Source organism: Acutalibacter sp. 1XD8-33 (assembly GCF_003612555.1).
In the GTDB taxonomy this organism is placed as follows: Bacteria; Bacillota; Clostridia; order Oscillospirales; family Acutalibacteraceae; genus Acutalibacter.
Map to the genome: position 1 here is coordinate 1 of NZ_RAZF01000037.1, position 24,088 is coordinate 24,088.

Consider the following 24,088-nt stretch of genomic DNA (forward strand, 5'->3'; position numbering starts at 1 on the left):
GGGTGCAGCCCTGGTCGGGAGAGAAGGTGGTGCTGCTGGTCCCGGCGGTGATCCCCTTCTCGATGGCCCAGGTGATGGCGTTCACGAAGTCCTGATTCTTGGGCATGTCGGTGAAATTGGGCTTGGGAGTGGCGTTCAGGTCGCCGAACGCGTTGTCCTCGGTGTGGATGTCGGGCCCGGTGAAGAAGAGTTGCACCCAGTAGTAGCCGTAGCCGGAGTTGGTGCGGCACAGGCCGATGCCGATATTCTTGTAGTCAGAGCCCAGGATGTTCGCCCGGTGGCCGCTGGAGTTCATCCAGGTGTCCATTACCCACTGGGGCGTGGGCTGGCCCGCCGCGATATTCTCGCCAACGGCAAAATACCGGCCGGTGCCCACCTGGTCAAATACGGTGAAGCAGCTGCTTCCGTCGGGCCGGTCGTGGGAGAACTTCTCCACGATCTCCTTGGCGCGGATATTGGCCGCCTCGTTGAGCTTGCTGTTTGCGCCCAAAGCGGGAAGGCCCTGCTTGGCCCGCTCCTGGTTCACCAGCTCCAGCACGGCGATTTTCATCTTGGCCTCTTCCAGCTCCTCGGGAGTAAGGGGCTTGGGCGTGGCGGTAGGCGTTGCCGTAGGAGTGGCGGTGGGAGTAGCGGTGGGCGTGGCAGTGGGGGTTGCAGTCGGGGTAGCTGTGGGAGTTGCCGTAGGCGTAGCGGTCGGAGTAGCTGTGGGAGTTGCCGTGGGCGTGGGGGTCGGGGTAGCGCCATCCGGGCCGGTGGAATTGAAGTGGACAACCGCGGCACGGGGCAGGCCAATATTGGTGTCTTTCCCCAAATCCTTCCACCGCGCCTCGGTGCCGCCAAAGTAGACATCGGTGATGTTGCCGGAGTACAGGAACACCTGGTTGCCCATCTTCGTGACGCTGGCCGGCACGATAACGGTTTTCAGGTTTCTGTTGCTGGCCAGCACCCAGGGGCCGACCTCCTTCAGGCCGTCGTTCAAGGTCACATGGGTAAGGCTGGGAACGCCCTCCATAACGCCCTCATGGAGAATTTCCACCCCGTCGGGAACCGTGTAGGTGGTATTGGTCTTGCAAGAAAGATAGGTGAGTATCTCTTTCATGTTCTTGGTGAACAGCACCTTATCCTTCACAACATAGGCGGAATTTGCCGGGTCCACGGTGATGCTTTCCAGACTGCGAGGAACCGCATAGTCTCCGAGACTGGTTACGTTGGCGGGAATGTGGAAATTTTTCAGCGAGGCACAGCCAGCAAATCCCCATGGGCCAATGGTCGTGACACTGTTCGGGAGGGCAAGATTGCTCAGTTTCTCGCAGTCGTTAAAAGCTTCATAACCAATGGTTTTCAGGTTATTCCCAAAGATAACATTCCAGAGGTTTGAGCACCCCGCAAAAGCGAAATCTCCAATATCTGTCACGCTGTCGCCGATAACAACTTCCTCAAGATTATTGCAGTGAATAAAAGCACGTTCGCCTACAGTGGTTACGCCTGGCTCAATGACAACCTTTTTGATCTTTTCTTTGTTATCCGGATCGACGAACCAGGGCGGAGTGACTTCCTCATACGTCGGAGGATTGCTTCCATAGTCATACATGGGGCCGGTGCCGCTGACGGTGAGAACGCCGTTTTCCAGCTTCCAGGTCAGGTTGTCGCCGCAGGGGGGATTTTCATCGTCCCCGGCCGCGTCATCCGTGCAGTGGACGGTAACGCCCTCCGGGAACAGAGCGTCGGTTTGCGCCGCAACCGCGGCGTTATACTCGGCCCTGGTGCCCTCATAATATGCGTCCGTCAGACTGGTACAACCCTTAAAATTCTCAGAGCCTCCCCATTTGGTTAAGGTTTTCGGGATCCGAATCTCCCGCAGGCTGGTGCAGCCCTGGAAAACATTACATAGTCACCAATCTCAACTACGCTATTAGGCATATCTATGGCTGTCAAGTTTGGACAACCACCAAGTCCATATTCACCGATACTAGTAAGGCCGTTAGGAAGGTTAATCTTTTTCAACGAACTATCAAAAAATGCATAGTTCCCAATACGCTTAACAGTGCTAGGTATGGTGAATTCATCCCCGGCTTTACCTGACGGATACAGTACGATTTCATCCATATTTTTGGTGAATAATACTCCATCCACGCTGGTGTACACTGGGTTATTAGGGTCTACCACAAACCTGGTAAGCTGATAAGACCTTTCAAATGGATAATTTTCTATGCTAGTAACTGTATCAGGGAAGGTCACGCTTGTCAGCTTGTCATAAACATCATAAAATGCATACTGAGTAACTCTTGTCACTCCTCTTGGGATTTCCACATCCCCACCGGAGCCTTTGTACTTTGTAAGTACGCCTTTTTCATCGATAACGAAATCCTCGCCCGCCGCGCTGGCAGAGAGGGGCACTGCGCCAAAGAGCAGGCACAGCGCCAAAAGAACCGATAGAACCTTTTTCACTTTTGAACCCTCCTAAATATATTTTCCAACAGTCCCCCTTTGGGGCGGACATGGCTTCGCCCCGGGGTCCCGCCGGAAATATAAAAAGCGGTGCCGAGGTTTTAGCCCAGCACCGCCTTGATAAAGTCAATGCGAACGCACAGCCTACTATATTTTTCCTTGAAAAAGAACGGAAAAATGGTATAATAAGCCTGTGATGCAATTTATTGATTGCTGTGCTGAGTGCTGTCTCACTCGTACAGGGCAGCAGGGTGTTGGCGCACCCCGCTGCCTGCCGCAATTTATATTTCCATGCTCATTATAGTACCTTTGCCACCAAAAGGCAAGGTGTTTTTTTCATAATCCGTTCATTTCTTCCTTCTCCCGGATTTGAATGCTTTTATTTTCTCCTTTTCTCCCGTCTGTGTTGACTTCCCCGCCGGCCAGAGTGTATAATAATGATAGAATAACAGGAGGTCGCAAGCGTATGGACAGAAAATTTGCCAGAATCACCCTGGACCCGGATTTCCAAATTTCCCGTATCGATAAGAGAATTTATGGCTCCTTTGTGGAGCACCTGGGGCGGGCCGTCTACGGCGGCGTATACCAGCCCGGCCACCCCTCCGCCGATGAGGAGGGCTTCCGCAAGGATGTGCTGGACTTGGTGCGGGAAATCGGCGTGCCCATCGTCCGCTACCCCGGCGGGAATTTCGTCTCGAACTATTTCTGGGAGGACGGCGTGGGCCCTGTGGCGGAGCGCCCCCGCCGCCTGGAACTGGCCTGGCGCAGCACCGAAACCAACGAAGTGGGCGTAAACGAGTTCGCCCGGTGGGCCAAAAAGGCCGGTACCGACCTGATGATGGCTGTGAATCTGGGCACCCGGGGCATCGACGCCGCCTGCAACCTGCTGGAATACTGCAACCATCCCTCTGGCACCAAGTACAGCGACATGCGCGTTGCCCACGGGGTAAAGGAGCCCCACAATATCAAAACCTGGTGCCTGGGCAACGAGATGGACGGCCCCTGGCAGGTAGGGCACAAAACCGCCCGAGAATACGGACGCCTGGCCGACGAAACCGCCAAGGCCCTGCGGCAGATTGATCCCTCCATAGAGCTGGTGGCCTGCGGCAGCTCTAATACCGGGATGCCCAGTTACCCTCAATGGGAAGCCTCCGTGCTGGAAGAAGCCTACGACAGCGTGGACTACATCTCTCTGCACACTTACTATGGCAACCCGGACAACGACACCCGAAATTTCCTGGCCCGTTCGGACGATATGGATTATTTCATCCGCACGGTGACCTCCACCTGCGACTTTGTGAAAGCGAAGAAGCGGGCTAAGAAGAACATCATGCTTAGCTTCGACGAATGGAACGTGTGGTTCCACAGCAATGAGTCTGACAACGACGCTATGGCCAACCGGCCCTGGTCTGTAGCCCCCCATCTTTTGGAGGACCGGTATACCTTTGAGGACGCCCTGCTGGTGGGGCTGATGCTCATCACCCTGATGAAGCACTCCGACCGGGTGCGCATGGCCTGCCTGGCCCAGCTGGTGAATGTAATCGCTCCGATCATGACCGAGGAAAACGGTCCTGCCTGGAAGCAGACCATTTACTATCCCTATCTGCACGCCTCAAAGTACGGCCGGGGAATCGCATTAAATCCCGCCTTGCGTTCCTCCCGCCACGATACCAAGGATTTCTCCGGTGTAACCGATGTGGAATCTGTAGCGGTATGGAACGACGAAAAAGAGGAGATCACTGTGTTCGCAGTTAACCGGGATCTGGAAGAAAGCATTGTGCTGGAAACCGACCTGCGGGGCTTTCCCGGCTATGTGCTCCAGGAGCATATTGTGTTGGAACATGAGGAATTCAAGGCCGCGAACTCCCCGGCGGCGCAGGCCGTTTCCCCCAAAATCGCGACAGACCGGGACCAGCGGGAAGGGGATATTCTGAAGTCCCGGCTCTCCCCCGCCTCCTGGAACGTAATCCGGTTGGGAAAGGCCTAATTTGCGGGAAGCCGGTCCATACTAACTATAAGCAATCAGCAGTATCAAGCAATTAGGAGGTTTATTATGGGATTTTTGAAGGATTGGGCCAAATCGGCAAAGGACTGCACCCATGCCGCGGCCTTGCATCTGACAGAGAAAAACCGGCTGGCCGCGCTGGCGAACCGGCTGCGCATGGTGATCCGCTGCGAAGAAAAGGCTGCCGAGAAGGAATATCTGGCCCTGGGCCGCTACTATTATAACGCCCTGCGGGATCGGGAAAACCCCGTGGCCGAGCCCCACTGTGCCCGGATCGATGAAATCCAGGCCCGCCGGGACAGCGCTCTGGAGGACCTAGAGCGGGTGATACAGATTAACAAAGCTGCCAGCATCGGCGTCATCGGCGGGGCGGACGGCCCTACCGCTATCTTCGTGACCAGGAGAAAAAAGCCGGGAACACTGTTTCATTTCAACAAGGGACCCATTGAGGTCACGGTGACCAGGGACGAGGACATCCCTTATGACCCGGAGGACGAAAACAGCGAAGAGATCGACCTCTCCGACGTGAAGCAGTTTGAACAGGACCCCTTGTCTGAAGAGGGTTTGGCCAAGGCCGGGCAGGAAGCTCAGCCTGCGGCTGACCACAAGATTCAGCCTGCGGCTGACCACAAGATTCAGCCTGCGGCTGACCACAAGATTCAGCCTGCGGCTGAACTTGACGAGAATGACGATTTGCCTTTTGAAGGCTGAGCGCTGGGAGGAATGAGGGAATGTCAACGGAGATCGTGAAGGATATCATCTGCCCCCAATGCGGGGAATCCCAGAAATACCGGCTTTTTTCCAGTATCAATGCCAAGGATAACCCAGACCTGAAGCAGAGCGTACTGGACGAGACACTCTTTGACTGGCGTTGCCAGCGCTGCAACTATTTTGCCGCTATGGCTTACCCCTTTGTCTATGTGGACAACCGTGCCCGCTATGTGATCTGTGCGGCGCCGGGAGGCAGTGGCAGCGCGGTGGAATCCACAGAACAGATGCAGGGCTATGTAAAGCGCCGGGTCAAAAATCTGGCGGAGTTAAAAGAGAAAATCCTGATTTTTGACAGCGGCCTCAATGATGTGGCGGTAGAGCTGGTAAAGAACGCCCTTTGCACCATTATCAGACGGAGCTATGATAACGCCCGGCTCCATGCCTATTTCAGCAAGGTGGAAGGCGAGAAAATGGATTTTGCCATCTTCCTGCCCCGCCAGCCGGAACCGGTGTACCATTCCACCCGAATTGAGGTATACAACCAGTCCCAGGAAGTACTGCGCACCTTGGACTATGTGGAACCGGAGAATTTTATTACAGTGGATGCCCGGCTGGCAAAAAAAATCATTGAGGAGTACCAGAGCACATAAGAGGAGGCGCCGCCATGGCCAGCAGCTATTATCAGCCCTGTAAAGAACTGGAAGCCTGCAATGAGCTGATCGAGAAATACTGGAAAACCCAGCAGTATGACAAATGCTTCCAAGGGTACTTGCCCCTGGCCCAGAAGGGATATCCGCTGGCAGAATGCCAGGTGGGATACTTTTACTGGGAGGGCCTTGGCGTGGACAAGAATCTGGAGGAAGCTTTCGCCTGGTCCCTGCGGGCCGCAGAGCATGGCGACTGGGACGGCCAATGCAATCTTGCGGAGCTCTACGAAAAGGGTCTCGGCACAAATCTGGACCAGGAAAAGGCTGATTTCTGGTACAGGCAGGCCGCGCTGCAAAATCATGAGCTGGCCATTCAGAAATGCCGTGAACGGGGAATCGCCCTTCCCGGCCAGACCGATTCCCATCGTTAACGCAGCTCAAAAGAGGTATCTCAATCCCTTTTGGGCCAAGTGGAAAAGCCGCCTGCTTGGCAACCCAAGCGCGTATACGGCGTTAACACAGACCAGAGTGACTCTCTTCCGGCTAAAAAATGATTCAAAAAGACCCGGCGGGCATACACCTGTCGGGCTTTTTTGCTGTATGGGGTTAGCGATAAACCGGCTGAATCTGCCGTCCCTGAAAAGCGGCCGCAACCGTCTCTTCCAAGAGGGAAAAATCCGCCACCAGGGAAAAGGGCTTCTTCTCCGGGTCGTCCTGGCGCAGGGGCACGAAATAGACGTTCTTCGTGTTCATCAAACGGGCGGCGTTTTGGCCGGAGGCCGCTATCGCATCGTTGCTGGCAAGGCAGATCACAACTGGCAATCCTACCCGCAGGGACGACTTGACCGCCATCGTCACAGGCGTGTCGGTAATTCCCAGGGCGATTTTCGACAGCGTGTTTCCCGTGCAGGGGCACACCACCATGGCGTCTACCAGGCGCTTGGGGCCTATGGGCTCAGCCTCTACAATCGTGTGCAGCACGCTTCGGCCCGAAATTTCCTCCGCTTTGCGGATAAACTCTTCTGCTTTGCCAAACCGGGTATCCGTCTCGTAAACATTTTGAGACATCACCGGCAGCAAAGCGTATTTCTCGCTCAATTTTGCCATCTGCTCTGTGGCTTTATCCAGAGTACAGAAGGAGCCGCACATGGCGAAACCCAGCGTTTGCATTAGACCATCTCCTTTCTTCTGTTATTGAACGGCTCGGTACGGTTAAACCAGCGGACTATTACGGATTCTCTTCTAGCATATGGTAAACCGTCTCTTTGATCAACTCCCCAGAGGCTTTGGGCGACATCTTTCCCGGCAGGGATTGCGCCGCCAGGACCCGCAGCCCCAAGCTCCCGGCCGCTTCCAAATCAATCCCCCCTGGAGCAGAGGCCAGTTCCATAATCAGGGTATCCCGCCGCTGCTGCCGGAGCGTCTCCGCCCCAACCACCTGGGCGGGAACAGTATTCAAAATCAAATCAAAGGGCTGGGCTATCTCCTCATACCCCACTGGCTGCGCTCCAATGGCTCGAATCGCGGTAAGGTCACTGGATTTTCTCGCGGAGCAGAATACCTGCGCCCCCATGCCCTTCAGCATATAGCACAGAGCTTTTCCAATGCGTCCAAACCCGGTTATCAAGCACCGGGCTCCCCCCAGTCCCCCTTCATATTCCTGTATTGCCAGGCCGACCGCCCCCTCGGCAGTGAGATAGGCGTTGCCTGTCACCAATTCCTCCCGGGAATAGTAGTCCCGGCATTCGACGCCTTTCCACAGCGGTGAGGTCGCCATCAGCTTGGGCAGCATCCCCCCAAACACCCGCTTTCCCAGAAACAGCCGGGCAAAATCATCATCTAGCCAGATCTCCAGGTTGGATAACGGCGTATTCAAATACCGGCCGTCCCGGGTGGCAGGTAGCGGCAGAATAATGATGTCGCATCTCTCCAGCACCTGATGAAGCCCCAGCTGGACAAATCCAACCGGATAGGCGGCATTTTCCAGGCAACTGACATAGCCCTCATATCCATCTTCGGCCATGGACCGGGCCAGATACAATTGCCTGCGGTCTCCGCCAAGGATTCCAAACACAGAACGTGTCACATGTCCACTTCCTCTCGCTTATGGCATCTTTCCCGACCAATTATAGGAAACACGCCTGATAATTGATATTTCCGGTTTTCGAACTGGGCAGCTCAGTGAAGTTACCTCTTTTGCGCTGCGTTAACTATACTTGTTGGGGCTTGCCCCGCCTTTTTTCAGCGAGGATACTCCATAATATGGCGGAATCCGGTTTTTGTGAGCGGCAAAAACGGCGTTTCCGCTCTCCCATATAAGGGAACGGGAAACGCCGCCGGCGCGGTGCTCTATAAAGATTCTTGCGGGTCTGGGGAAAGCCCATAAAGTTGTCCCGGAGAAACGCCCGCAGGCTGGGAATCCTTTAGCGGCTCATAAGGTATCAAACAAATTTAACTGTCTGTCCCGTTCTCTGGTTCGCGGTTTTTCCCAGCGGGCCGTCCTAGAGGGAATCTCTTCCCAAAAGGATGAAGGCTCCTGAGAGGATGTGAGGATCAGCTCGTCCTTGGCCCTAGTCATCCCCACGAAAAACAGACGGCGTTCTTCCTCCTCGGAGACATTCTGTCCCCCTGCAAAGGGAATCAGCCCTTTTCTTGCTCCATAGATAATGACTACCGGAAACTCCAGTCCCTTTGCGCCATGCAACGTCATCAGGGTAACCGTGCCGGTAATATACCGCTTTCCCCCGCATCGCCTTACATCGCTCTCTGCTCCTGTCTCCAGAGCTTCCAGGAATTCCGGCATTTTCTGATAAAAGACCGACATCTGGCAGAGCTTCTGCATCTCCTCTTTTCCCTCCAGTTCCCGGTCTTTCATCCATTCTTCTAAGAGCTTTTGAGGGCTCTGCCGCTTGAGCCGCGGCGTATACTTTTCCGCCAGCGCCTCATATTCCTCCATCCCCGGCAGCAACGTCCGCACCATCTGGACGGCCAGCCTGTCCTCGGGCTGTAGGAGAGCCTTAAAAAAGCAAACGGTTCCCCGCACGGATTCCTCTTCCAGGAATCCCTCTCTTCCTGACACTACATAGGGGATTCCTTCCTTCTGAAGGCATTCCTCCAAAAGCGCGGCCTGCCGGTGGGTCCGGTACAATACGGCAAAGTCCTCAAAGCCCCTGGCGCTTTCCCCTCTCTCTGGAAACAGGTCCTGGGCTTCCAACATTCCGATCCCCCCAGTCAGGCGATTGATCTCTTTTGCCACAAAAATAGCTTCCGCTCTTTCGCTCTCCGCCTCCACCAGCCTGACCGGAACGCCCTCTGGCCGGTTGGGGTTCCACTTCCGTTCTCCGCCTGGATTGCGGGAGATCACCCCGGAGGCCGCCCCCAAGATCTGGGGCGATGACCGGTAATTTTCCTCCAGGACAATCCGGCTTACCTCCGGAAAGTCCTCCGCAAGCCTCTGAAAACACCCGGCATCGGCTCCCCGGAATCCGTAGATGGCCTGGTCCTGATCCCCGATGACAAACAGCTCTCTTCCCCCCTGGTTCCACGCCTTAATCAACTGGTATTGCAGGGGGCTGATATCCTGGAATTCGTCTACCAGCAGATAGGAGAAACACCCCGTATCGGTTCGGCCTCCCTCCGCCTCTTCCCGGGCAATCTCCAGCGCTTCCAATAGGAGATCGTCAAAGTCCAAGGCTCCCCACTCTTTCAAAGCATTCTGATACGCGTCGAACACCTGCTTTTCCAAACCGGAATCCCCCCCGCGCATCCCCGTCTTGTACTGGGAGATCTGGGAGAGAAGCTGAGAGACAGACTGCTTCAATCCATATTCCTGACGGATTTTCCCGGCCAGCCCTCTTGTCTCCATCTCTCCCGCAAGGGACACCGCGCCTCTTTCTTGGAGAAGTTTCCAGGCAATCCCGTGAAAACTTCCGATCTGCATTTTTTGAACCGCATTCTTTCCCAGCACCTTTTGGATCCGCTCCCGCAGCTCCTTGGCGGCCTGATTGGTAAACGTCACCGCCGTAATGGAGGACGGCCTTACCCGCCGCGTCTCCAGCAGGTAGAGAATATGCGCGGCCAGCGTCCCTGTCTTTCCTGTGCCGGGGCCGGCTTTTACCACGGTTATGCGATGGACGGATTGAATCGCCTGCCGCTGTCTTTCATTCCAGACCGGTTCCCGATGCTGGGATTTTACAGACGGCACAGGGGATTTCTCTGTTTCAGCGCCGCCTATCTTTTTCAAAGCCTGGCGGCGTTTCTTCTCCGCTCCCACGCCCGGAGCGTCCATCTGCTGCCCGAACAGGCTCATCTGTCCATTCAGTCGCTGGATTTCACTGGGAGTAAATAGGCGGAGACTTCCATATTCTCCGTCAAAGCCGGGACTCCATGAAACCTCCCCTCTTCGAAGCCTTCCGATTCCCTCCGCAATCAGCCCGCCGGATACGCCGCGTATTTCCTCCAGGGGAAGCTCCCGCAGAATGGGGAACTCCGGGCCCAGCTTGCAGAGCATCTCCCGATACGCCTTCGCCACCTTGGCGCTGGCCGGCGAATACCCTACAGACGCACCGATCAGCTCTGGCAGTGGGACAAGGCTTTCAAAATCAGCCGCCCGCTGTCCTTGGTATCCCTCTGGGCGGTCGGAGAGCTGCTCCACACGATGGGACACCCCAACTGTCAGCTTCTTCCCGCAGACAGGGCAGACCCCACCATATTTCACCGTCTCGGCAGGAGCCAGGCAGACGCCGCATTTTCGATGGCCATCGTAATGGTATTTTCCCTCCTCCGGGAAAAACTCAATAGTCCCGGCCAAGCCCTCCCCGGTCTGGATAGCCTTTCTCAACGACTCGTAGGACAAATCCGTATCAAAAATATTGGCCTCTCTGCCCAGCTTTGAGGGAGAATGGGCATCTGAATTGGAAATGAGCTGATAGCAGTCCAGCGCGGACACCCTCCAGTTCATAGGCGGGTCGGAGGAGAGCCCCGTCTCCATGGCATGGATGTAGCCGGACAGGTCACCAAAGCATTCTTCCACAGACTGGAACCCGGAAAACGCCCCAAAAAGGGAAAAATGGGGCGTCCAGATATGCGCCGGGATATAAACCGCCTCCGGGCACAATTCCAAAAGAATTTCCAGCAAATCATGGCAGTCCAATCCCAGGATAGGTCTGCCGTCGGAATGGAGATTCCCGATGGCTTCCAGCCTGTGGGAAACCACCTCCGCCTGCTCCAGCCCAGGCAGCAGGATCAGGCTGTGTACTTTGCGCACCCGGTCATATTTCTTATAGATGGAACTGATCTCTCCGGTAATCACAAAATACGGCCGCATACTGTCCCCGGCTGTGCCGTCCTGGATCCGATACTCTTGTTTCAGCACATAAAGCCCGTTTCCCGCCGGCTCCAGCTTCTCCCCCAGCTCTCGCCGCCATGCAGGGTGTGTAAAGTCTCCGCTTCCAACGACGTCGATTCCCTTGCGCCGCGCCCACAGCTCTAAAGATTCCGGCGTGCAGTCCTTGCTGGTCGCCCGGGAGTAGTGGGAGTGGATGTGCAAATCCGCAATATACATAAAAACCCCTTTCCTTTTCCAATTCGGCACCATTCAGCCACCCTAGAGTCTGTTTAAGAACGGTCGAAATGCCAGATTTTTGTCAAGTGGCAGGCGGTTTCAAGGCGAAAACCGCAGGAAACACTTTCGTATTTCGAGGACTTTCAACGCGGAAAATGCCTATCAATGGGCAAAAAGACGGTATTTCAGAATTTTAAGACATACTCTAAGTTGCTGCAAAAAAGCCGCCTATTCTTAAAAACGGCATAAGAATAAGCGGCTCCCTGTTATAGTCAACGCAGTTCAGTAGTCGATCTCTTTTGAACCTAGCGGGGAGAGGTGATACCTCCTGAACCGCCCAGCTTGAAAATCAGAAACTGTACCGATAGGATTTGTGTTCCGATTTTCGAGCGCGCTTACTATCATACTCTTTATGGCCTGGCGCTGAGAGGCCTATTTTCCAGGCTTGAACCCATCTTTCAACTTCACGGAGCGATTGAACACCAGCTTATTCGGGCCGCTATCCTTGCTGTCAGCAGAGAAATAGCCCTGACGCATGAACTGATAGCTTTCCCCTGGCTTGGCGTCTTTCAGGCCGGACTCCACCTTGCAGCCTGTGAGCACCTGAAGGGAATCCGGGTTCAAATAGTCCAGGAAATCTCCCTCCTCCGGGTTTTCCACGGTAAACAGGTTATCGTACACCCGCACTTCAGCGTCTACGGCAGTTTTCGCGTCTACCCAGTGCAGCGTGGCCCCTTTTATTTTGCGGCCGTCGGCAGGATCGCCGCCCCGGCTGTCCGGGTCGTACTCCGCGGAGATCTCCGTCACATTGCCCAGATCATCCGTCTCATAACCCGTGCATTTGATGAGATATGCCCCTTTCAGGCGGCATTCCGGGCCATCCGGGTACAGGCGCTTGAACTTGGGCGCAGCCTGGGGCAGGAAGTCCTCCGCCTCCACCCAAAGCTCCCGGGAGAACCAGACCTCCCTCTCCCCGTCCTCCGGGCGGTTGGGATTGTTCTCCACCATAAAGGTCTCTTCCTTGTCAGCTGGGTAGTTGGTGATCACCAGCTTTACCGGGTGTAGCACAGCCATTACCCGCCGGGCGTGCTCGTTGAGATCCTCCCGCAGGCAGTGCTCCAAAAAGGCATACTCCACAGTGGAGGCGGCTTTGGAGACGCCGTTGCGCTCGGAGAAATTCCGGATGGCCCTGGGAGTATAGCCCCGACGGCGCAGGCCACAGAGGGTGGGCATGCGGGGGTCGTCCCAGCCGTCCACATATCCGCCCTCCACCAGAGCCCGGAGCTTGCGCTTGCTCATTACTGTGTGGTCGATACCCAGCCGGGCGAACTCGATCTGCCGGGGCTTGGAGGGCAACGTCACATTCTCGATCACCCAGTTATAGAAGGGCCGATGGTCTTCAAACTCCAGACTACACAGCGAGTGGGTGATGTGCTCCATGGCATCCTCAAAGGGGTGGGCGTAGTCATACATGGGATAGATGCACCACTTGTCCCCGGTGCGGTGGTGGGCGGTGTGGTTGATCCGGTAGATCACCGGGTCCCGCATGTTGAAGTTGCCGCTGGCCAGATCGATCTTTGCCCGCAAGGTCATACGCCCGTCCGGGAACTCCCCCGCCCGCATCCGGCGGAACAGGTCCAGGCTCTCCTCCCTGGGCCGGTCCCGGTAGGGGCTGCGGGCCGGGGTGGTCAGGTCCCCCCGCATCTCCCGCATCTGCTCCTGGGTCAGCTCGCATACATAGGCCAGGCCCTTCTCAATCAGCTCCACCGCCCCCTGGTACATCTCCTCGAAGAAGTCGGAACCGTAATAGAAGCGGTCGTCCCAGTCGTACCCCAGCCAGTGGATGTCCTCCTTGATGGCGTTCACGTACTCCACGTCCTCCTTGGTGGGGTTGGTGTCGTCCATGCGCAGGTTGCAGATGCCCCCAAAGCGCTCCGCCGTGCCGAAGTCCACATAGATGGCCTTGGCGTGGCCGATGTGCAGGTAGCCGTTGGGCTCCGGCGGGAATCGGGTGTGGACCCGCATCCCTTCGGTGCGCCCGCCGGGGGCCATATCTTCCTTTACAAATTCGTCAATAAAATTGGTGCTGGCTACGGCTGAAATATCCAGCTTGTTTTCATCGCGCATCACAAAAGCCTCCTCTTTCAATATCTATAGGGACGATGCGTCCCGCTGACTTTTTCCATAGTACACACAGCGGTGGACCTCTCCCCTGTACTCGATGTCCTCTTCCCGGTCCAGCCGAGCCATGCCGCATTTCTCCATGACCCTTATGCTGGCGGAATTGCTGTCAAAGGCGCCTGCCAGCACCTGCTCCACCCCCTGGGCGAATAGCGCGTCCATAGCCGCACCGAATGCCTCTGTGGCGAACCCCCGACCGTGCCAGTGGGGATGGAAGGCATAGCCCATCTCCACTGTGCCGCCGGAGATCTCCACATCGTGCAAAAATCCGATCAGCTTCCCCTGGAAATATGCGCCCGCTCCATAGCGCCCCTCCGCCGTACAGCATTCCTTCAAACGCTGAAACAGCTTGTCCCCCATTTCCCGGCTGGTAATATCTGGGACCATGTAGGTCTTTTTCACCATTTCATCCCCCAGAATCTCCACCACTCTGTCCCGGTCAGCATCTTCCATGGGGCGCAGTTCCAAGCGCTGGGTGTGAACGTGTATCATGCTTTCTCCTCGGCCAGCTTTTCCAGGCCCAGCCGCAGGCGGCGAAGGGCCTCTTCCCTGCCCAGCACGGTGAGGATTTCCATGGCCCCGCCGGGAGTGACCAGGGTGCCAGCGGCGGCAATCCGCACGGGCCACAGCAGGGTGCCGTTCTTCACCTCCAGCTTCTGAGCCAGGCCGATCAGCGCGTCATGGATGGTGTCCAACTCCCAGACCGGAAGCCCTTCCAGCACTTGGATGGCGGCCCGGAGCATGGCCGGGGAGTTCTCCAAGTTCGTCTTGGACTTTTTGTTGATGAAATACTCCACCGGGTAGTCGGGCAGCTCCTTGAAAAAGCCCAGAAGCCCCGGAATCTCGCTGAATTTGGCAAGGCGGGCCTTCAGGATGCCGTCCAGCACCTGCCAGGGCTTGTCCGCGTTTCCAAACACCTCTTTATAGTATGGCATAGCATGGGCGCGGAAATCCGCCTCGCCCATGGCCTTAATATACTCGCTGTTGAACCAGCTGAGCTTATCATAGTCAAACACTGCCGGGGACTTGCTGATCCCCTCCACCGAGAAGGCCTCCTCCAGCTCCGGCAGGCTGAACACCTCCCGGTTGTCCTTGGGGCACCAGCCCAGCAGGGCGATATAGTTGGTAATGGCCTCCGGCAGGTAGCCGTCCTCCACCAGGCCCTCAAAGCTGGTGGAGCCGTGGCGCTTTGCCAGCTTACTGACAGAGCCGTCCTCGTTTTTGCCCATGATCAGGGGCAGATGGATATAGACCGGCTGCTCCCAGCCCAAGGCCTCATAGAGAAGCTGGTACTTGGGGGTGGAGGTCAGGTACTCGCAGCCCCGCACCACATGGGTAATGTTCATCAGGTGGTCGTCGATCACGTTGGCGAAATTGTAGGTGGGATAGCCGTCCGCCTTGATGAGGACCTGGTCCTCGATTTCCTTGTTCTCGATGGTGATCTCCCCGAACACGGCGTCCTGGAAGGTGGTCGCCCCCTCCAGCGGCGCTTTCTGGCGGATCACATAGGGGGTCCCGGCGGCCAGCAGGCGCTCCACCTCTTCCTCGGGCAGGTCCCGGCAGTGGCGGTCGTAGCCGCCGAAGCCCGCTTCGTGGAGCTCCTCCAGCCGCTCCTTGGTGCAGAAGCAATAGTAAGCCTTACCCTCCCGCACCAGCTGCTCCGCATATGGCTTATAGGTATCCAGGCGCTGGCTCTGGATATAGGGGCCGTACCCGCCTCCCACGTCCGGGCCCTCGTCGTGCCGGAGGCCCACTTGGCTCAGGGTCCGGTAGATCACATCCACCGCGCCCTCCACCAGACGCTCCTGGTCCGTATCCTCAATGCGCAGGACAAACTCTCCCCCCTGGCTTTTGGCCACCAAATAGGCATACAGGCCCGTGCGCAGGTTCCCCACATGCATAAACCCCGTGGGGCTGGGGGCGAACCGCGTTCTTACCTTGCTCATATCCTTCCCTCTCTCCTCTTTGGATTCTTTCTATTATAATACAACCGGGCGCCGGTTGGCAAGAAAAACTTTGCTATGGAAGCGCCAAAGCGCGGTTTCGGTTGATGTTTTGGCCGCTGGCAGCTCAGGGGTTTTTCTCACCTGCCGGTTCGGTCGGCGCTACCTCTGCGCCCGGAGGACTTCTATCACTTCAAAAAACGTGCTCTTTGGGCACCTCCTTCATATCTTGAAGGTTCTGCCGAGAATTTCTGTCTTTCTGTCCCGGTGGTTCTCGCCAAACTCCTTGCGCAGGGTGAGCAGGCTGACGCTGTCATAGCCCAGCCGGTAGTAGAGCCGCATAGCCGCCTCGTTTCGTGGGACCACGTCCATGCACAGGGCGGTATAGCCGGGGCGGGCGGCCACAATCTTCTCCGCTTGGCCGATTGCAGCCGAAGCCACGCCCTGTCCCCGCAGCGCAAGCCGGACATACAAATCCTCAATCCAAGCCACCTGGTCTCCCCGGTAGTCCAGCCGCAGAAACCCGGCATATCCGCCATCACACAAAATGACATATAGGGCGCTGCTGTCTCTTTGCCAGTCCTCCAATGTTTCCGCCGCCTCGCGCTCCGCCTGAGCGCGGGCCTCCTCCCCCGCTCCTACCAAATCGCCATGGAACGCAAAGAACTCCGCGATATCCATTTTCAGGTCCTGGGCGAAGGCTGTTTCATAGTCCCTCAATTCAACATTCATATTCCATTCTCCCAACTGTTTGATTCCTATCGTCTATTATAAAACAGCCGGTCCGGCGGGGACCGCTCCCCTTTTGCCTGATAAATTCAGCCGTCCGGGGGTATTGTACCCCCCGGGCGGCTGTTTGTCAAGTTCTTACTGAACCCCTTGGCCCTTCAGATATTCCACATATTCTTCCAGACACATGTCCAGGCTCTCCATCTCTTGAGCATGGTTTTTGCCTATATAGCGATAATGCCAGCTTTCGTTGTCAATGCCGGTGAACTCCACCTTATCCGAACGGTAGCGCTGGACAAAGCCATACTCCGCCGCATGCTCGCTAAGCCACTGGTAGGCTTCTGTCTCCTCAAAGTTGTCGCTGACGTCGTTGAGATCTACCACAAACCCTGTATGGTGCTCACTGTGCCCCGGGGGATTGATGGTGCGCAAAGAGAACTCTCTGGCCTCCTCCTCGGTCATGCCGTCATTCTGCATATGCTGCCGGATTTCCCGGCTCAGAATGCGCTCCTGGTCCTCCACGCTGCGGTAGCCGGATGCCACCCAAAGGGTGATGCCATCTGCCTGAGCGGCCAGGAACATTGCGTTCAAATCATCATAGATCCGGTTGTCCACCGTCTCCTCCCCGATGAAAGCCGGTGTAACCTGCCAATTCTCTGGCAAAGGCACCTGTGTGTTCACCAGCACCAGAAACGGATCCGAAAGTTGTTGATAGCTGCTCTGAGAGTTGGGGTTTTCCGCTGCAGCGCCGGTAGCAGTGGACGGAGTTCGGGCAACTCCCAACGTAACGGGTTTTCCCCCCGCCTCCACCGCGTTGCTCTCTGAGGCCTTCCCTGCGCTCCATATGGCAAACACCACGATGGCCATGCACATAAGCACCGCCATAATCACCATTGCCGCGGCGGCGCCTTCTCTGTTTTTCCGTTCTGTTCGCCGGGACCTGCGCGTTTCTGCTTCTCTCGCTGTCATATCGTTCACCCTTTCCGTTATTTCTTTAAAATTGCTTCGTGCAGCCGGCCCTCTAAACTGTCCTGAACTTTGTTTCTCCTGCCATTTTATGTTCACTCTTTCCGGAGTTTTCTCATAGAATAGGAAAACACGGGGCGCGGCCGTTTAGAATTCAGCCCCGTAGAATGTTTCACGGAAGGAAGAAGCTGCTTGACAAAAAAAGCAATGGGAGGCATACTATAGTTCAGAGGGTTCCGGATTTCACTGCCCGTTTTTTACAGGCAATTGTTAGACGCGCAATCCTTCTGGGAAGTAAGGCCTCCCATTTATTCTTCTTTTTACCCCATCTGTAGGCCATATTAATCACAGGCCCATAGATATGGTGCATATTGATTGACTCTATTGTATATGGATTCAGCCCAAAAGTCAACCTTTATTCTGTGAACTTTCCATATTCCCACGGTTTTTTTCCGCCGCCAACCGACAAGATCTGATTCTCTCCGACAACAAAATACGGCATAGGAGTGATTTCGATGAAAAAAATTTATGTTTTTGGAGACAGGGTAAAGCGGGCCAATTATGTAGCGGCCATAGAAGCCTGGGGCGGGGAAGCTGTCGTTTCCACAGACGTGAGCCAGGCTGACGCATGTTCTGGATTACTGCTGCCCGGCGGCGCGGACATTGACCCTGGAATATATGGCGCGGAAAATCTGGGCAGCCGGGGGATCGACCGTGCTCTTGACGAAACAGAACTAGCTCTAGTTGAAAAATTTGTCCAGGCCGAAAGGCCCATCTTGGGCATTTGCCGGGGACTTCAGATTCTGAACGTAGCTTTTGGCGGCGACATGATACAAGATTTGCCCACTGCCTCCACGCATTGCTGGGAAGAGTCCACTGGCGACAAACGCCATCTGGTTACAGCCGGTAGGGACAGTTTTTTGCAGGACCTCTATGGCCGGTCGTTTCCTGTAAACAGCGCTCACCACCAAGGAGCCGGGAAAATACCTCCTAGCCTCCGTGTCGCAGCTGTCTCTGAGGACGGTGTAGTTGAAGCGCTGGAACTGCCTCAAAAGCACATCTACGCTGTGCAATGGCATCCGGAACGAATGGCTCTGTGTCATGCCAGATCAGACACTGTGGATGGTGGAAAAATTTTTCGTTTTTTTATCAGCCTGTTATAAAGAGGTGAGGCAGAAATTTCGCGAAAAATATTTCTTTCGCTTATTTTTCACATTGACAAACTGCTCTGCAAGTGCTATAATAATTTAGAAATTTGCGCGAGTGCTGGAACTGGCAGACAGGCACGTTTGAGGTGCGTGTGCCTTTGGCGTACGGGTTCAAGTCCCGTCTCGCGCACCACGAAAGTCCTCAGTCGATGATACAATCGGCTGAGGACTTTTTAATTTTGCCTTTGAAAAAGCATTGGAATCAAGGGGATAGCGGGATGCCGGGGGTGCAGATGGCCCCCGGCATCCCGCTTTTTTCGTTTCTAGGGGGCGGATACTGGTGAGCGAGATTTGGATTTTGAACCCTCCCCTGGCTTTGCGAGAGGGAAAATTAAAAGGTTGGGGGAATCGTTGAAAGGTTGTCATTCCATTTACTGATTGCTTTCCAGGTCGTGGAGAGTTTTTCCGTCTTGGGTCTTCCAGGAAGTCCAGCCGTTTGCACTTTTCCCCACAACAAACATAGCCGCTCCAGATGGGCTGGCAAGGAGGATATCTTCCAGCAGAACATAGTTTTCATCTACTTGAGCTGACTTTCGGCGCTCCCTGATTCCGGCTGAAATAGTATTGTCATCCTGCGGCGAAATACTGCTACCCCGTAGTACAACAAAGCCATCGCTGGTTTGCCTTGCCGTAGCGTTGACGGTTATACCATACTGCTTAACTGTACGGGTAAGGTAGAACTTAACACCCTCATCTGTTTCTGCTCCATCTCCTGGCTGCTCTTTTGTTGATGGAATCTGACTCAGAGGGACAAAAACCTTGTGTCCCAATGTACCCATGATGAGCTTAGCGAAATCAATGAACTCCTCTAACTCACTTTCTTTCTCCTCAGTTATGTTCCCGGAGGTGGGATCATTGCCGTTCTTCACTTCATAGCGGTTGGCAGCAATAGCGAGATTGCAGAAACGATTTTCAAGATAACTGATCTCCGTGGGGCCAAACAAGATAACTGATCTCCGTGGGGCCAAAGGAATTGTTTGATGTTGTAAATACTACTGCCTCTGTCCAGTAGTCTTTCTCCGGGTTGCGCTTGTGCTCTTGCAGTCGATTAAGGATGCCCTCACCATTTTTTCTGGCCCCGGCTTGTCCAATATACACAACCAGCTTCCCTGTTTGATCAGAGGCTCCAAACAAGAAATATACACCGCTCTGCTTTAAGTCATCCCGTTCCTTGCACTTGTCAAGTTCAGTACGGGGGATTTTATAGGCGATACCTGTCCAGTTGGCAAGGGTGCATTTGATACGGCCATTGGCGTCTCCGTCCATCAAAAATAGGTTGATGCTTTTTCCGCGCATTACGGTTCCCCCTAATCCACAATGATTTCTGTCGCATTATATTCGTTCTTTTGAATGCTGATGGACCTGAATAGAAATTGAACTCCCCCCTAATCCTGTGGGAGGAAAGATTGAAAGGCAGGGTGGACAATTAAAAAGGTGGCCTCCGATGCTACCCAAGTAAACCGGAGGCCATGCGCACGTTTTTTTTCACGGTTTTTGAAAGTTAATCAGCCTTTTACCAAGCCAACCCGCGAGCTTCATACTCGCCCTTGAGGAACTCGGCAACATCGTCAAGATTCCACAAGTGGTCGAAATTCTCACTGTAACAACCCCACTCATAGAAACCGGTATACAGGTCTTTCACCATATAGCCTGTAAAGCGGTTGCCACAAGAGTCGTGGTAGACAAACTGTCCAAAATGCTGGAAGCCTTTCTCCACCCGGTAACCGATGTTGTATGCTCTGCGCCTGATGGTGCTTTCTGAATAATTCATAATGTACCTCCGCTCAATTTCTAATATTGATGAAGGGTAGCTGCTTGTGACCATTCCACGCCATGCTACACCTGACCATGGCAAACCACACCGTGCCTTGCCAAACCATGCCAGTAGTCACAATTACATTATGTCGTATTCTGATGTATTTTGTTTTTACCGTGATAACGCTGCGCAATGATAGTATAACCCAGCCTGAATAAAAATGCAACTGATCAATAAGCAAGATTACTATTATTAGAATTGTTATTGTATATTTCTAAGACGCTCCCGTGCCACAGCACACCAGCGTTCTTCAAGTTCTATTCCTATCCATTTGATTTTGTGGCCTTGTCTGTTTAGCTTTTCGCAACACACTCCCAATGTGCCAGAACCATGAAACGGGTCTAAAATGACTCCTTCATAGAATCCTTCTGAGTTCTTAGGGCAAAATGCCTTTACGATTTCAGTGATTAGTGATTCCGGTTTTTGTGTCGGATGTGGTGCTTTTTCGTCTTGGAATAGCTTTCCTGCAAGAGTGGGAAATGCCCATACATCACCACGCATCGCGCCAAGTGGATTCGGTTCCCATTTAACTCGCTCTCCTTTGGAGTTTTTATAGTAAACAGGATTCTTTAACCGCGCTGTACTTTTATACGGAATACGGACATCGTCAACATTGTAAGTCCACTTCTTAGGAGACTTTGAGAACCAGAGAAAAGGTTCATATTGGGTGAGTGGTGCTGTGGTAAGCCTGCTAAATCCATTCTCGTAGTACCATATATTCATACGCAGATAATTCAGCCCAACCTCATACATGATGGACTGAATGAAACCGATATAGTGATGAATGCCAAACCATATTATGCTCCCGTTCGGGACAAGAAGATTATGGCACAATTCAATACGCTTTTTTGAAATTGTCAAGAAATCCTCTAAGGAAAGTTTATCACTATTGTTTCCAAAATCCTTATTAAGGTTGTAAGGAGGGTCTGTCAACACGAGGTCAACCTTGATTCCGGCATCCAGCATTTCCTGAAGGAGAATATCGGAGTCTCCACAAATCAGTCCGTTGTAATTCTCCGCCATCACTTCTTGTCCTTTCTAAAAATCAGTATGTACTGATGATGGATATTTTCGACATAGGCAAAAGGATATCCGTATGGCAAGAGCGTTTTGTGGTTCTGAAGGAGAACCTTTACACCTTGCAATGTAATCTTGTATCCGTCTGCGGTCACCTTATGATTTAACGCTTGGATCAAGTCACTGTGAAAACTTATAAATTCGGATTTGTTCCTAAAGTCGGAAACGACCAAGCACATATATTTTTTGGGCCTAAGAAGCCTTCCACATTCGAGAAATATCTCATCAACAAGAATACGAAGAAATTCCTCATAGTTTTCGATATTTGCAAGATCATTCTCGTCATTATCAGAGTAGTTAGTCGCCAGGTTGTTAGCCAGACGTTCTTTTTTTACTTTATAATCAGCCTTTTTGTTGAGGATTGACCAGTAAGGAGGGCTGGTAACCATAAAGTCAAATGAGCAGTTACCTAACTTCTTCAATTCTTCACGCGCATCTCCAAGGATAAAAGTGTGGTTCTTAGAAGTTCCTTCTCCAACCTCTGTTTCAAGCCGCTCAATCGCTAAATCGTGCCACCTTTTTTGTAATTCAATACTGGTACAAATGCGTCTTTCAAGTTCACACGCTTTAGCAGTTGAGCCTACTCCGCCAAAGGGATCAAGCACTTCCATTCCTTTCTTGGTAAAAAAAGTGACAAGATGTGAAATGTCTTGAAAAGAAAATGGAGCAGGATGTTGACGCTCAATTTGTGCGTGTGGATGTTTAGCACCAAGTCCTTTCTGATAAAAGAAGCTTTTTGTTTCAGGAAGCCACTGCGATCCGTTAAGATCATTTAATGAATTCCGAGGGTCCACCGGCTTGTTATCAGTGGCAGGATCAGTTGTTGTCTCAGAATCACTATCAACTACAACCGCGGTTTCAGAGAAAACATTGTCACTATCCGTTATAATTCCTTCTGATACCATGGTAGATTTCATCTGATATGGATTCTGTGGGGCAACAATGCCACGGCTTTTTTCCTGATATTCCTCCAGTTGGCTTACTGAGAATCTTCTCTGCCCACCAGGTGTTTTAAAGGGTTGGAGAATCCCCTGATCAACCATCCTGTAAATAGTCGAAATGCTTACTCCGAGTATTTCTGCTGCCTGCTTAGTTCCAACTATGTTTTCGGACATATAATCGTTCCGCCTTTCTGTATAGCAATATGCCATTTCATATGATACCGCGAAAGGCGAATATTGTCAAGACTATTCAAAACTATTCAACACTTTTCAATATATGCTGATACTTTATTTCATAGGTTCCATAATTCCGAGTTCTCTGTCACTCAATGGAATATCATCGCAGTCAACCTGGACGCAAAGAATATGCCTCAAGTCCATATTGTCGTAGTCAATGTAATATCGATCATCTTCCGGCTCAAGAACGCATCCGTTCCACAAAAGAAACATCAAAACGCCAATGGTAATAGTTCCTATTTTGATTCCTTCAACGATTTTTACATCTCTTACGACCTGCCAATATCCCTGCCCTGCATTGGGCAATTGCAGACAAATTACGAGAGCTTTATTGTCGTGTTTATGTACTCCATATCGTGTATTGAGAACTGCAATATCATCAAGAACTCCTCTGGATGCGTCAAGCGTATCTCTTCCAAATTCAACCTCTACAGCACCAAAAGAACCTGCTGGAGAAGAATATATCGCGTCCATGCGCGTATATACATCGCCAATCCTACGCATTAAACATTTACAGCCCAAGGCAATAAGCAGGCTCCGACCGACAGCGTTGTGATAACTACTTTTTAGACGGAATAGTTTATTGTATATGGACTCAAACAATTGATCGGATGCGTTGAGAGAAACGCCTGCACGAGGCATCTTCATTAACCGCTCAATTTGGCGCAGATGGACAGACTGTGTTGTTGCGTCAGGTTTAGGTCAGTTTACAAGGAACTACACGCAGACCGTGAAACGGGCTGCTGACAACAAACGGCGCTATGCTCCCGGCAAGGGGCATAGCGCCTGTTTGTTGTGGGGGTATCCAAAGGGGGCAGCGCCCCATTTGGCACACGACTTTGCGAAGCAAAGTGTAGTGTGTTATACGCTCTGTCGCCATTGCCGCCGGGGAGGGCAAGGGCATTTGAAGCGGCAGGAAAGCAGGGCTTTGTTTGGGGCTGGGAAGCCGGAAACAAAGGGCTGGTTTCAGCAGCAGACAGGGCGTATATGAAAGCCCCCGTCCCTCGTCTACCGTCCCCAGCCTATGGGACAAAATGTCCCACACCTTTGGACGCCGTGACTATATGTGTAGCCACACCTATCTATTTTAGGGGCCGCACTTTTCTCAAAATCGAAATGGGCGGGAAAGCCATTTTAGGGCTTTCCTGCCTTGATTACCCATCAGCAAAGGTGGGCGAGACTGTCAACGGCGGCGCTGAAAGCGCCGTTCATCTTGACCGTTGACTGGCTCGGCTGGCTTTGCTATTTTATTCGCATTCATATTTTATCATTAAAGTTCTGAAATCAGTAGCATATAATATCACTCTCTACCTCTGAAATAATATCTTTTGAAATCGCATTTGTACTAAGCAAATAAACTTCGTTTAATCTTGGATTAAATATCCCCAATTTTTGAATGTTTTTAAATATTGCTTGTCCTGAATGTTGTCCCATAATCCAGTACATCAATAATTGTAAAGTATGCTTATTGGTTGGCTTGGACTTGCTAACTTTAAAATCCCAAATAGTATCAGCAGTAAGATAATCACCATCTCCAGAATTAACTAGGGTTTACTGAAAAATGAGGAAAAGAGGAAAAGGAAAAGAGATTTGAAAATAGAGCAAAAGCGAGCGCG

At 53.1% G+C, this 24,088-nt stretch carries 21 protein-coding genes and 1 tRNA gene; 6 read left to right on the forward strand and 16 right to left on the reverse strand.

What is annotated here, in order from left to right; translation table 11 throughout:
- Together D7X94_RS15570 and D7X94_RS15580 are read right to left on the reverse strand one after the other, a co-directional pair.
- The coding region (locus D7X94_RS15570) for a leucine-rich repeat protein (protein WP_147401759.1) at nucleotides 1-1,591 on the reverse strand (1,591 nt) is incomplete at its 3' end.
- 239 nt (nucleotides 1,592-1,830) lie between these two features.
- Nucleotides 1,831-2,448 (reverse strand): leucine-rich repeat domain-containing protein, encoded by a 618-nt coding sequence (locus D7X94_RS15580; RefSeq protein ID WP_120428559.1) that lies wholly within the window; start codon nucleotides 2,446-2,448, stop codon nucleotides 1,831-1,833.
- A 466-nt stretch (nucleotides 2,449-2,914) separates the two neighbouring features.
- Between D7X94_RS15580 and arfA the strand changes: the two genes are divergently transcribed.
- From arfA to D7X94_RS15600, 4 genes are all read left to right on the forward strand, one after another.
- Nucleotides 2,915-4,435 (forward strand): arabinosylfuranosidase ArfA, encoded by a 1,521-nt coding sequence (arfA, locus tag D7X94_RS15585; RefSeq protein WP_120428560.1) that lies wholly within the window; start codon nucleotides 2,915-2,917, stop codon nucleotides 4,433-4,435.
- A gap of 66 nt (nucleotides 4,436-4,501) precedes the next feature.
- Nucleotides 4,502-5,164 carry a hypothetical protein gene (locus D7X94_RS15590; protein WP_120428561.1) on the forward strand — a complete coding sequence of 221 codons (663 nt, stop codon included), beginning with the start codon at nucleotides 4,502-4,504 and terminating at the stop codon, nucleotides 5,162-5,164.
- A 20-nt stretch (nucleotides 5,165-5,184) separates the two neighbouring features.
- Nucleotides 5,185-5,814: a CpXC domain-containing protein gene (locus D7X94_RS15595; protein WP_120428562.1), complete on the forward strand. Its 630-nt coding sequence runs from the start codon at nucleotides 5,185-5,187 to the stop codon at nucleotides 5,812-5,814.
- 14 nt (nucleotides 5,815-5,828) lie between these two features.
- A complete protein-coding gene (locus tag D7X94_RS15600; protein WP_120428563.1) occupies nucleotides 5,829-6,242 on the forward strand; it encodes a tetratricopeptide repeat protein in 414 nt (137 codons plus the stop codon).
- Nucleotides 6,243-6,417: 175 nt separating this feature from the next.
- Here D7X94_RS15600 and D7X94_RS15605 read toward each other — a convergent pair whose 3' ends face one another.
- From D7X94_RS15605 to D7X94_RS15640, 8 genes are all read right to left on the reverse strand, one after another.
- Complete coding sequence (locus D7X94_RS15605) at nucleotides 6,418-6,981, reverse strand: dipicolinate synthase subunit B (protein ID WP_120428564.1); 564 nt, start codon at nucleotides 6,979-6,981, stop codon at nucleotides 6,418-6,420.
- A 58-nt stretch (nucleotides 6,982-7,039) separates the two neighbouring features.
- Nucleotides 7,040-7,897 carry a dipicolinate synthase subunit DpsA gene (locus D7X94_RS15610; protein WP_120428565.1) on the reverse strand — a complete coding sequence of 286 codons (858 nt, stop codon included), beginning with the start codon at nucleotides 7,895-7,897 and terminating at the stop codon, nucleotides 7,040-7,042.
- A gap of 345 nt (nucleotides 7,898-8,242) precedes the next feature.
- Nucleotides 8,243-11,374, reverse strand: a complete 3,132-nt coding sequence (locus tag D7X94_RS15615; protein WP_120428566.1) for a UvrD-helicase domain-containing protein — start codon at nucleotides 11,372-11,374, stop codon at nucleotides 8,243-8,245.
- Between the two features lie 432 nt (nucleotides 11,375-11,806).
- Entirely contained in the window at nucleotides 11,807-13,501 is a 1,695-nt protein-coding gene (locus D7X94_RS15620) for a glutamine--tRNA ligase/YqeY domain fusion protein (RefSeq protein ID WP_120428567.1), read from the reverse strand.
- Between the two features lie 24 nt (nucleotides 13,502-13,525).
- Nucleotides 13,526-14,047 (reverse strand): GNAT family N-acetyltransferase, encoded by a 522-nt coding sequence (locus tag D7X94_RS15625; RefSeq protein WP_120428568.1) that lies wholly within the window; start codon nucleotides 14,045-14,047, stop codon nucleotides 13,526-13,528.
- Nucleotides 14,044-15,501, reverse strand: coding sequence for a glutamate--tRNA ligase (gene gltX, locus D7X94_RS15630; protein ID WP_120428569.1), 1,458 nt, complete (start codon nucleotides 15,499-15,501; stop codon nucleotides 14,044-14,046). The genes D7X94_RS15625 and gltX overlap by 4 nt, the downstream gene beginning before the upstream one ends.
- Nucleotides 15,502-15,720: 219 nt before the next feature.
- Nucleotides 15,721-16,230, reverse strand: a complete 510-nt coding sequence (locus D7X94_RS15635) for a GNAT family N-acetyltransferase (protein WP_120428570.1) — start codon at nucleotides 16,228-16,230, stop codon at nucleotides 15,721-15,723.
- A 135-nt stretch (nucleotides 16,231-16,365) separates the two neighbouring features.
- The gene (locus D7X94_RS15640) at nucleotides 16,366-17,196 is read right to left on the reverse strand and encodes a M15 family metallopeptidase (protein ID WP_120428571.1); all 831 of its coding nucleotides are present in this window, start codon (nucleotides 17,194-17,196) and stop codon (nucleotides 16,366-16,368) included.
- 512 nt (nucleotides 17,197-17,708) lie between these two features.
- On the opposite strand from D7X94_RS15640, the gene D7X94_RS15645 reads away from it, so the two are divergent.
- Both D7X94_RS15645 and D7X94_RS15650 read left to right on the forward strand, forming a co-directional pair.
- Nucleotides 17,709-18,356, forward strand: a complete 648-nt coding sequence (locus D7X94_RS15645; protein ID WP_120428572.1) for a gamma-glutamyl-gamma-aminobutyrate hydrolase family protein — start codon at nucleotides 17,709-17,711, stop codon at nucleotides 18,354-18,356.
- Between the two features lie 94 nt (nucleotides 18,357-18,450).
- A tRNA-Leu gene (locus tag D7X94_RS15650) sits at nucleotides 18,451-18,534 on the forward strand.
- A gap of 238 nt (nucleotides 18,535-18,772) precedes the next feature.
- Here the strand turns inward: D7X94_RS15650 and D7X94_RS19700 are convergent.
- The 6 genes from D7X94_RS19700 to D7X94_RS15675 all read right to left on the reverse strand — a co-directional run bounded on the left by D7X94_RS19700 (nucleotide 18,773) and on the right by D7X94_RS15675 (nucleotide 22,946).
- A complete protein-coding gene (locus D7X94_RS19700) occupies nucleotides 18,773-19,345 on the reverse strand; it encodes a DUF4357 domain-containing protein (RefSeq protein WP_330558241.1) in 573 nt (190 codons plus the stop codon).
- The gene (locus D7X94_RS19705) at nucleotides 19,314-19,697 is read right to left on the reverse strand and encodes a GIY-YIG nuclease family protein (protein ID WP_330558242.1); all 384 of its coding nucleotides are present in this window, start codon (nucleotides 19,695-19,697) and stop codon (nucleotides 19,314-19,316) included. Before D7X94_RS19705 ends, D7X94_RS19700 begins: the two co-directional genes overlap by 32 nt.
- A gap of 217 nt (nucleotides 19,698-19,914) precedes the next feature.
- Nucleotides 19,915-20,172 carry a hypothetical protein gene (locus tag D7X94_RS15660; protein ID WP_120428573.1) on the reverse strand — a complete coding sequence of 86 codons (258 nt, stop codon included), beginning with the start codon at nucleotides 20,170-20,172 and terminating at the stop codon, nucleotides 19,915-19,917.
- Between the two features lie 246 nt (nucleotides 20,173-20,418).
- Nucleotides 20,419-21,240: a DNA-methyltransferase gene (locus D7X94_RS15665; protein ID WP_120428574.1), complete on the reverse strand. Its 822-nt coding sequence runs from the start codon at nucleotides 21,238-21,240 to the stop codon at nucleotides 20,419-20,421.
- Nucleotides 21,240-22,409: a DNA methyltransferase gene (locus D7X94_RS15670; RefSeq protein ID WP_120428575.1), complete on the reverse strand. Its 1,170-nt coding sequence runs from the start codon at nucleotides 22,407-22,409 to the stop codon at nucleotides 21,240-21,242. The genes D7X94_RS15665 and D7X94_RS15670 overlap by 1 nt, the downstream gene beginning before the upstream one ends.
- 114 nt (nucleotides 22,410-22,523) lie before the next feature.
- The gene (locus tag D7X94_RS15675) at nucleotides 22,524-22,946 is read right to left on the reverse strand and encodes a hypothetical protein (protein ID WP_147401760.1); all 423 of its coding nucleotides are present in this window, start codon (nucleotides 22,944-22,946) and stop codon (nucleotides 22,524-22,526) included.
- Between the last annotated feature and the right edge of the window lie 1,142 nt (nucleotides 22,947-24,088).

Coding starts and splice junctions, on each gene's coding strand:
- gltX (WP_120428569.1), bottom strand. CDS start 15,501: ATGAGCAAGGTAAGAACGCGGTTCGCCCCCAGCCCCACGGGGTTTATG.
- D7X94_RS15635 (WP_120428570.1), bottom strand. CDS start 16,230: ATGAATGTTGAATTGAGGGACTATGAAACAGCCTTCGCCCAGGACCTG.
- D7X94_RS15600 (WP_120428563.1), top strand. CDS start 5,829: ATGGCCAGCAGCTATTATCAGCCCTGTAAAGAACTGGAAGCCTGCAAT.
- D7X94_RS15605 (WP_120428564.1), bottom strand. CDS start 6,981: ATGCAAACGCTGGGTTTCGCCATGTGCGGCTCCTTCTGTACTCTGGAT.
- D7X94_RS15595 (WP_120428562.1), top strand. CDS start 5,185: ATGTCAACGGAGATCGTGAAGGATATCATCTGCCCCCAATGCGGGGAA.
- arfA (WP_120428560.1), top strand. CDS start 2,915: ATGGACAGAAAATTTGCCAGAATCACCCTGGACCCGGATTTCCAAATT.
- D7X94_RS15645 (WP_120428572.1), top strand. CDS start 17,709: ATGAAAAAAATTTATGTTTTTGGAGACAGGGTAAAGCGGGCCAATTAT.
- D7X94_RS15620 (WP_120428567.1), bottom strand. CDS start 13,501: ATGCGCGATGAAAACAAGCTGGATATTTCAGCCGTAGCCAGCACCAAT.
- D7X94_RS15675 (WP_147401760.1), bottom strand. CDS start 22,946: ATGGACGCGATATATTCTTCTCCAGCAGGTTCTTTTGGTGCTGTAGAG.
- D7X94_RS15660 (WP_120428573.1), bottom strand. CDS start 20,172: ATGAATTATTCAGAAAGCACCATCAGGCGCAGAGCATACAACATCGGT.
- D7X94_RS15625 (WP_120428568.1), bottom strand. CDS start 14,047: ATGATACACGTTCACACCCAGCGCTTGGAACTGCGCCCCATGGAAGAT.
- D7X94_RS15640 (WP_120428571.1), bottom strand. CDS start 17,196: ATGACAGCGAGAGAAGCAGAAACGCGCAGGTCCCGGCGAACAGAACGG.
- D7X94_RS15615 (WP_120428566.1), bottom strand. CDS start 11,374: ATGTATATTGCGGATTTGCACATCCACTCCCACTACTCCCGGGCGACC.
- D7X94_RS15665 (WP_120428574.1), bottom strand. CDS start 21,240: ATGGCGGAGAATTACAACGGACTGATTTGTGGAGACTCCGATATTCTC.
- D7X94_RS15590 (WP_120428561.1), top strand. CDS start 4,502: ATGGGATTTTTGAAGGATTGGGCCAAATCGGCAAAGGACTGCACCCAT.
- D7X94_RS15670 (WP_120428575.1), bottom strand. CDS start 22,409: ATGTCCGAAAACATAGTTGGAACTAAGCAGGCAGCAGAAATACTCGGA.
- D7X94_RS19705 (WP_330558242.1), bottom strand. CDS start 19,697: ATGCGCGGAAAAAGCATCAACCTATTTTTGATGGACGGAGACGCCAAT.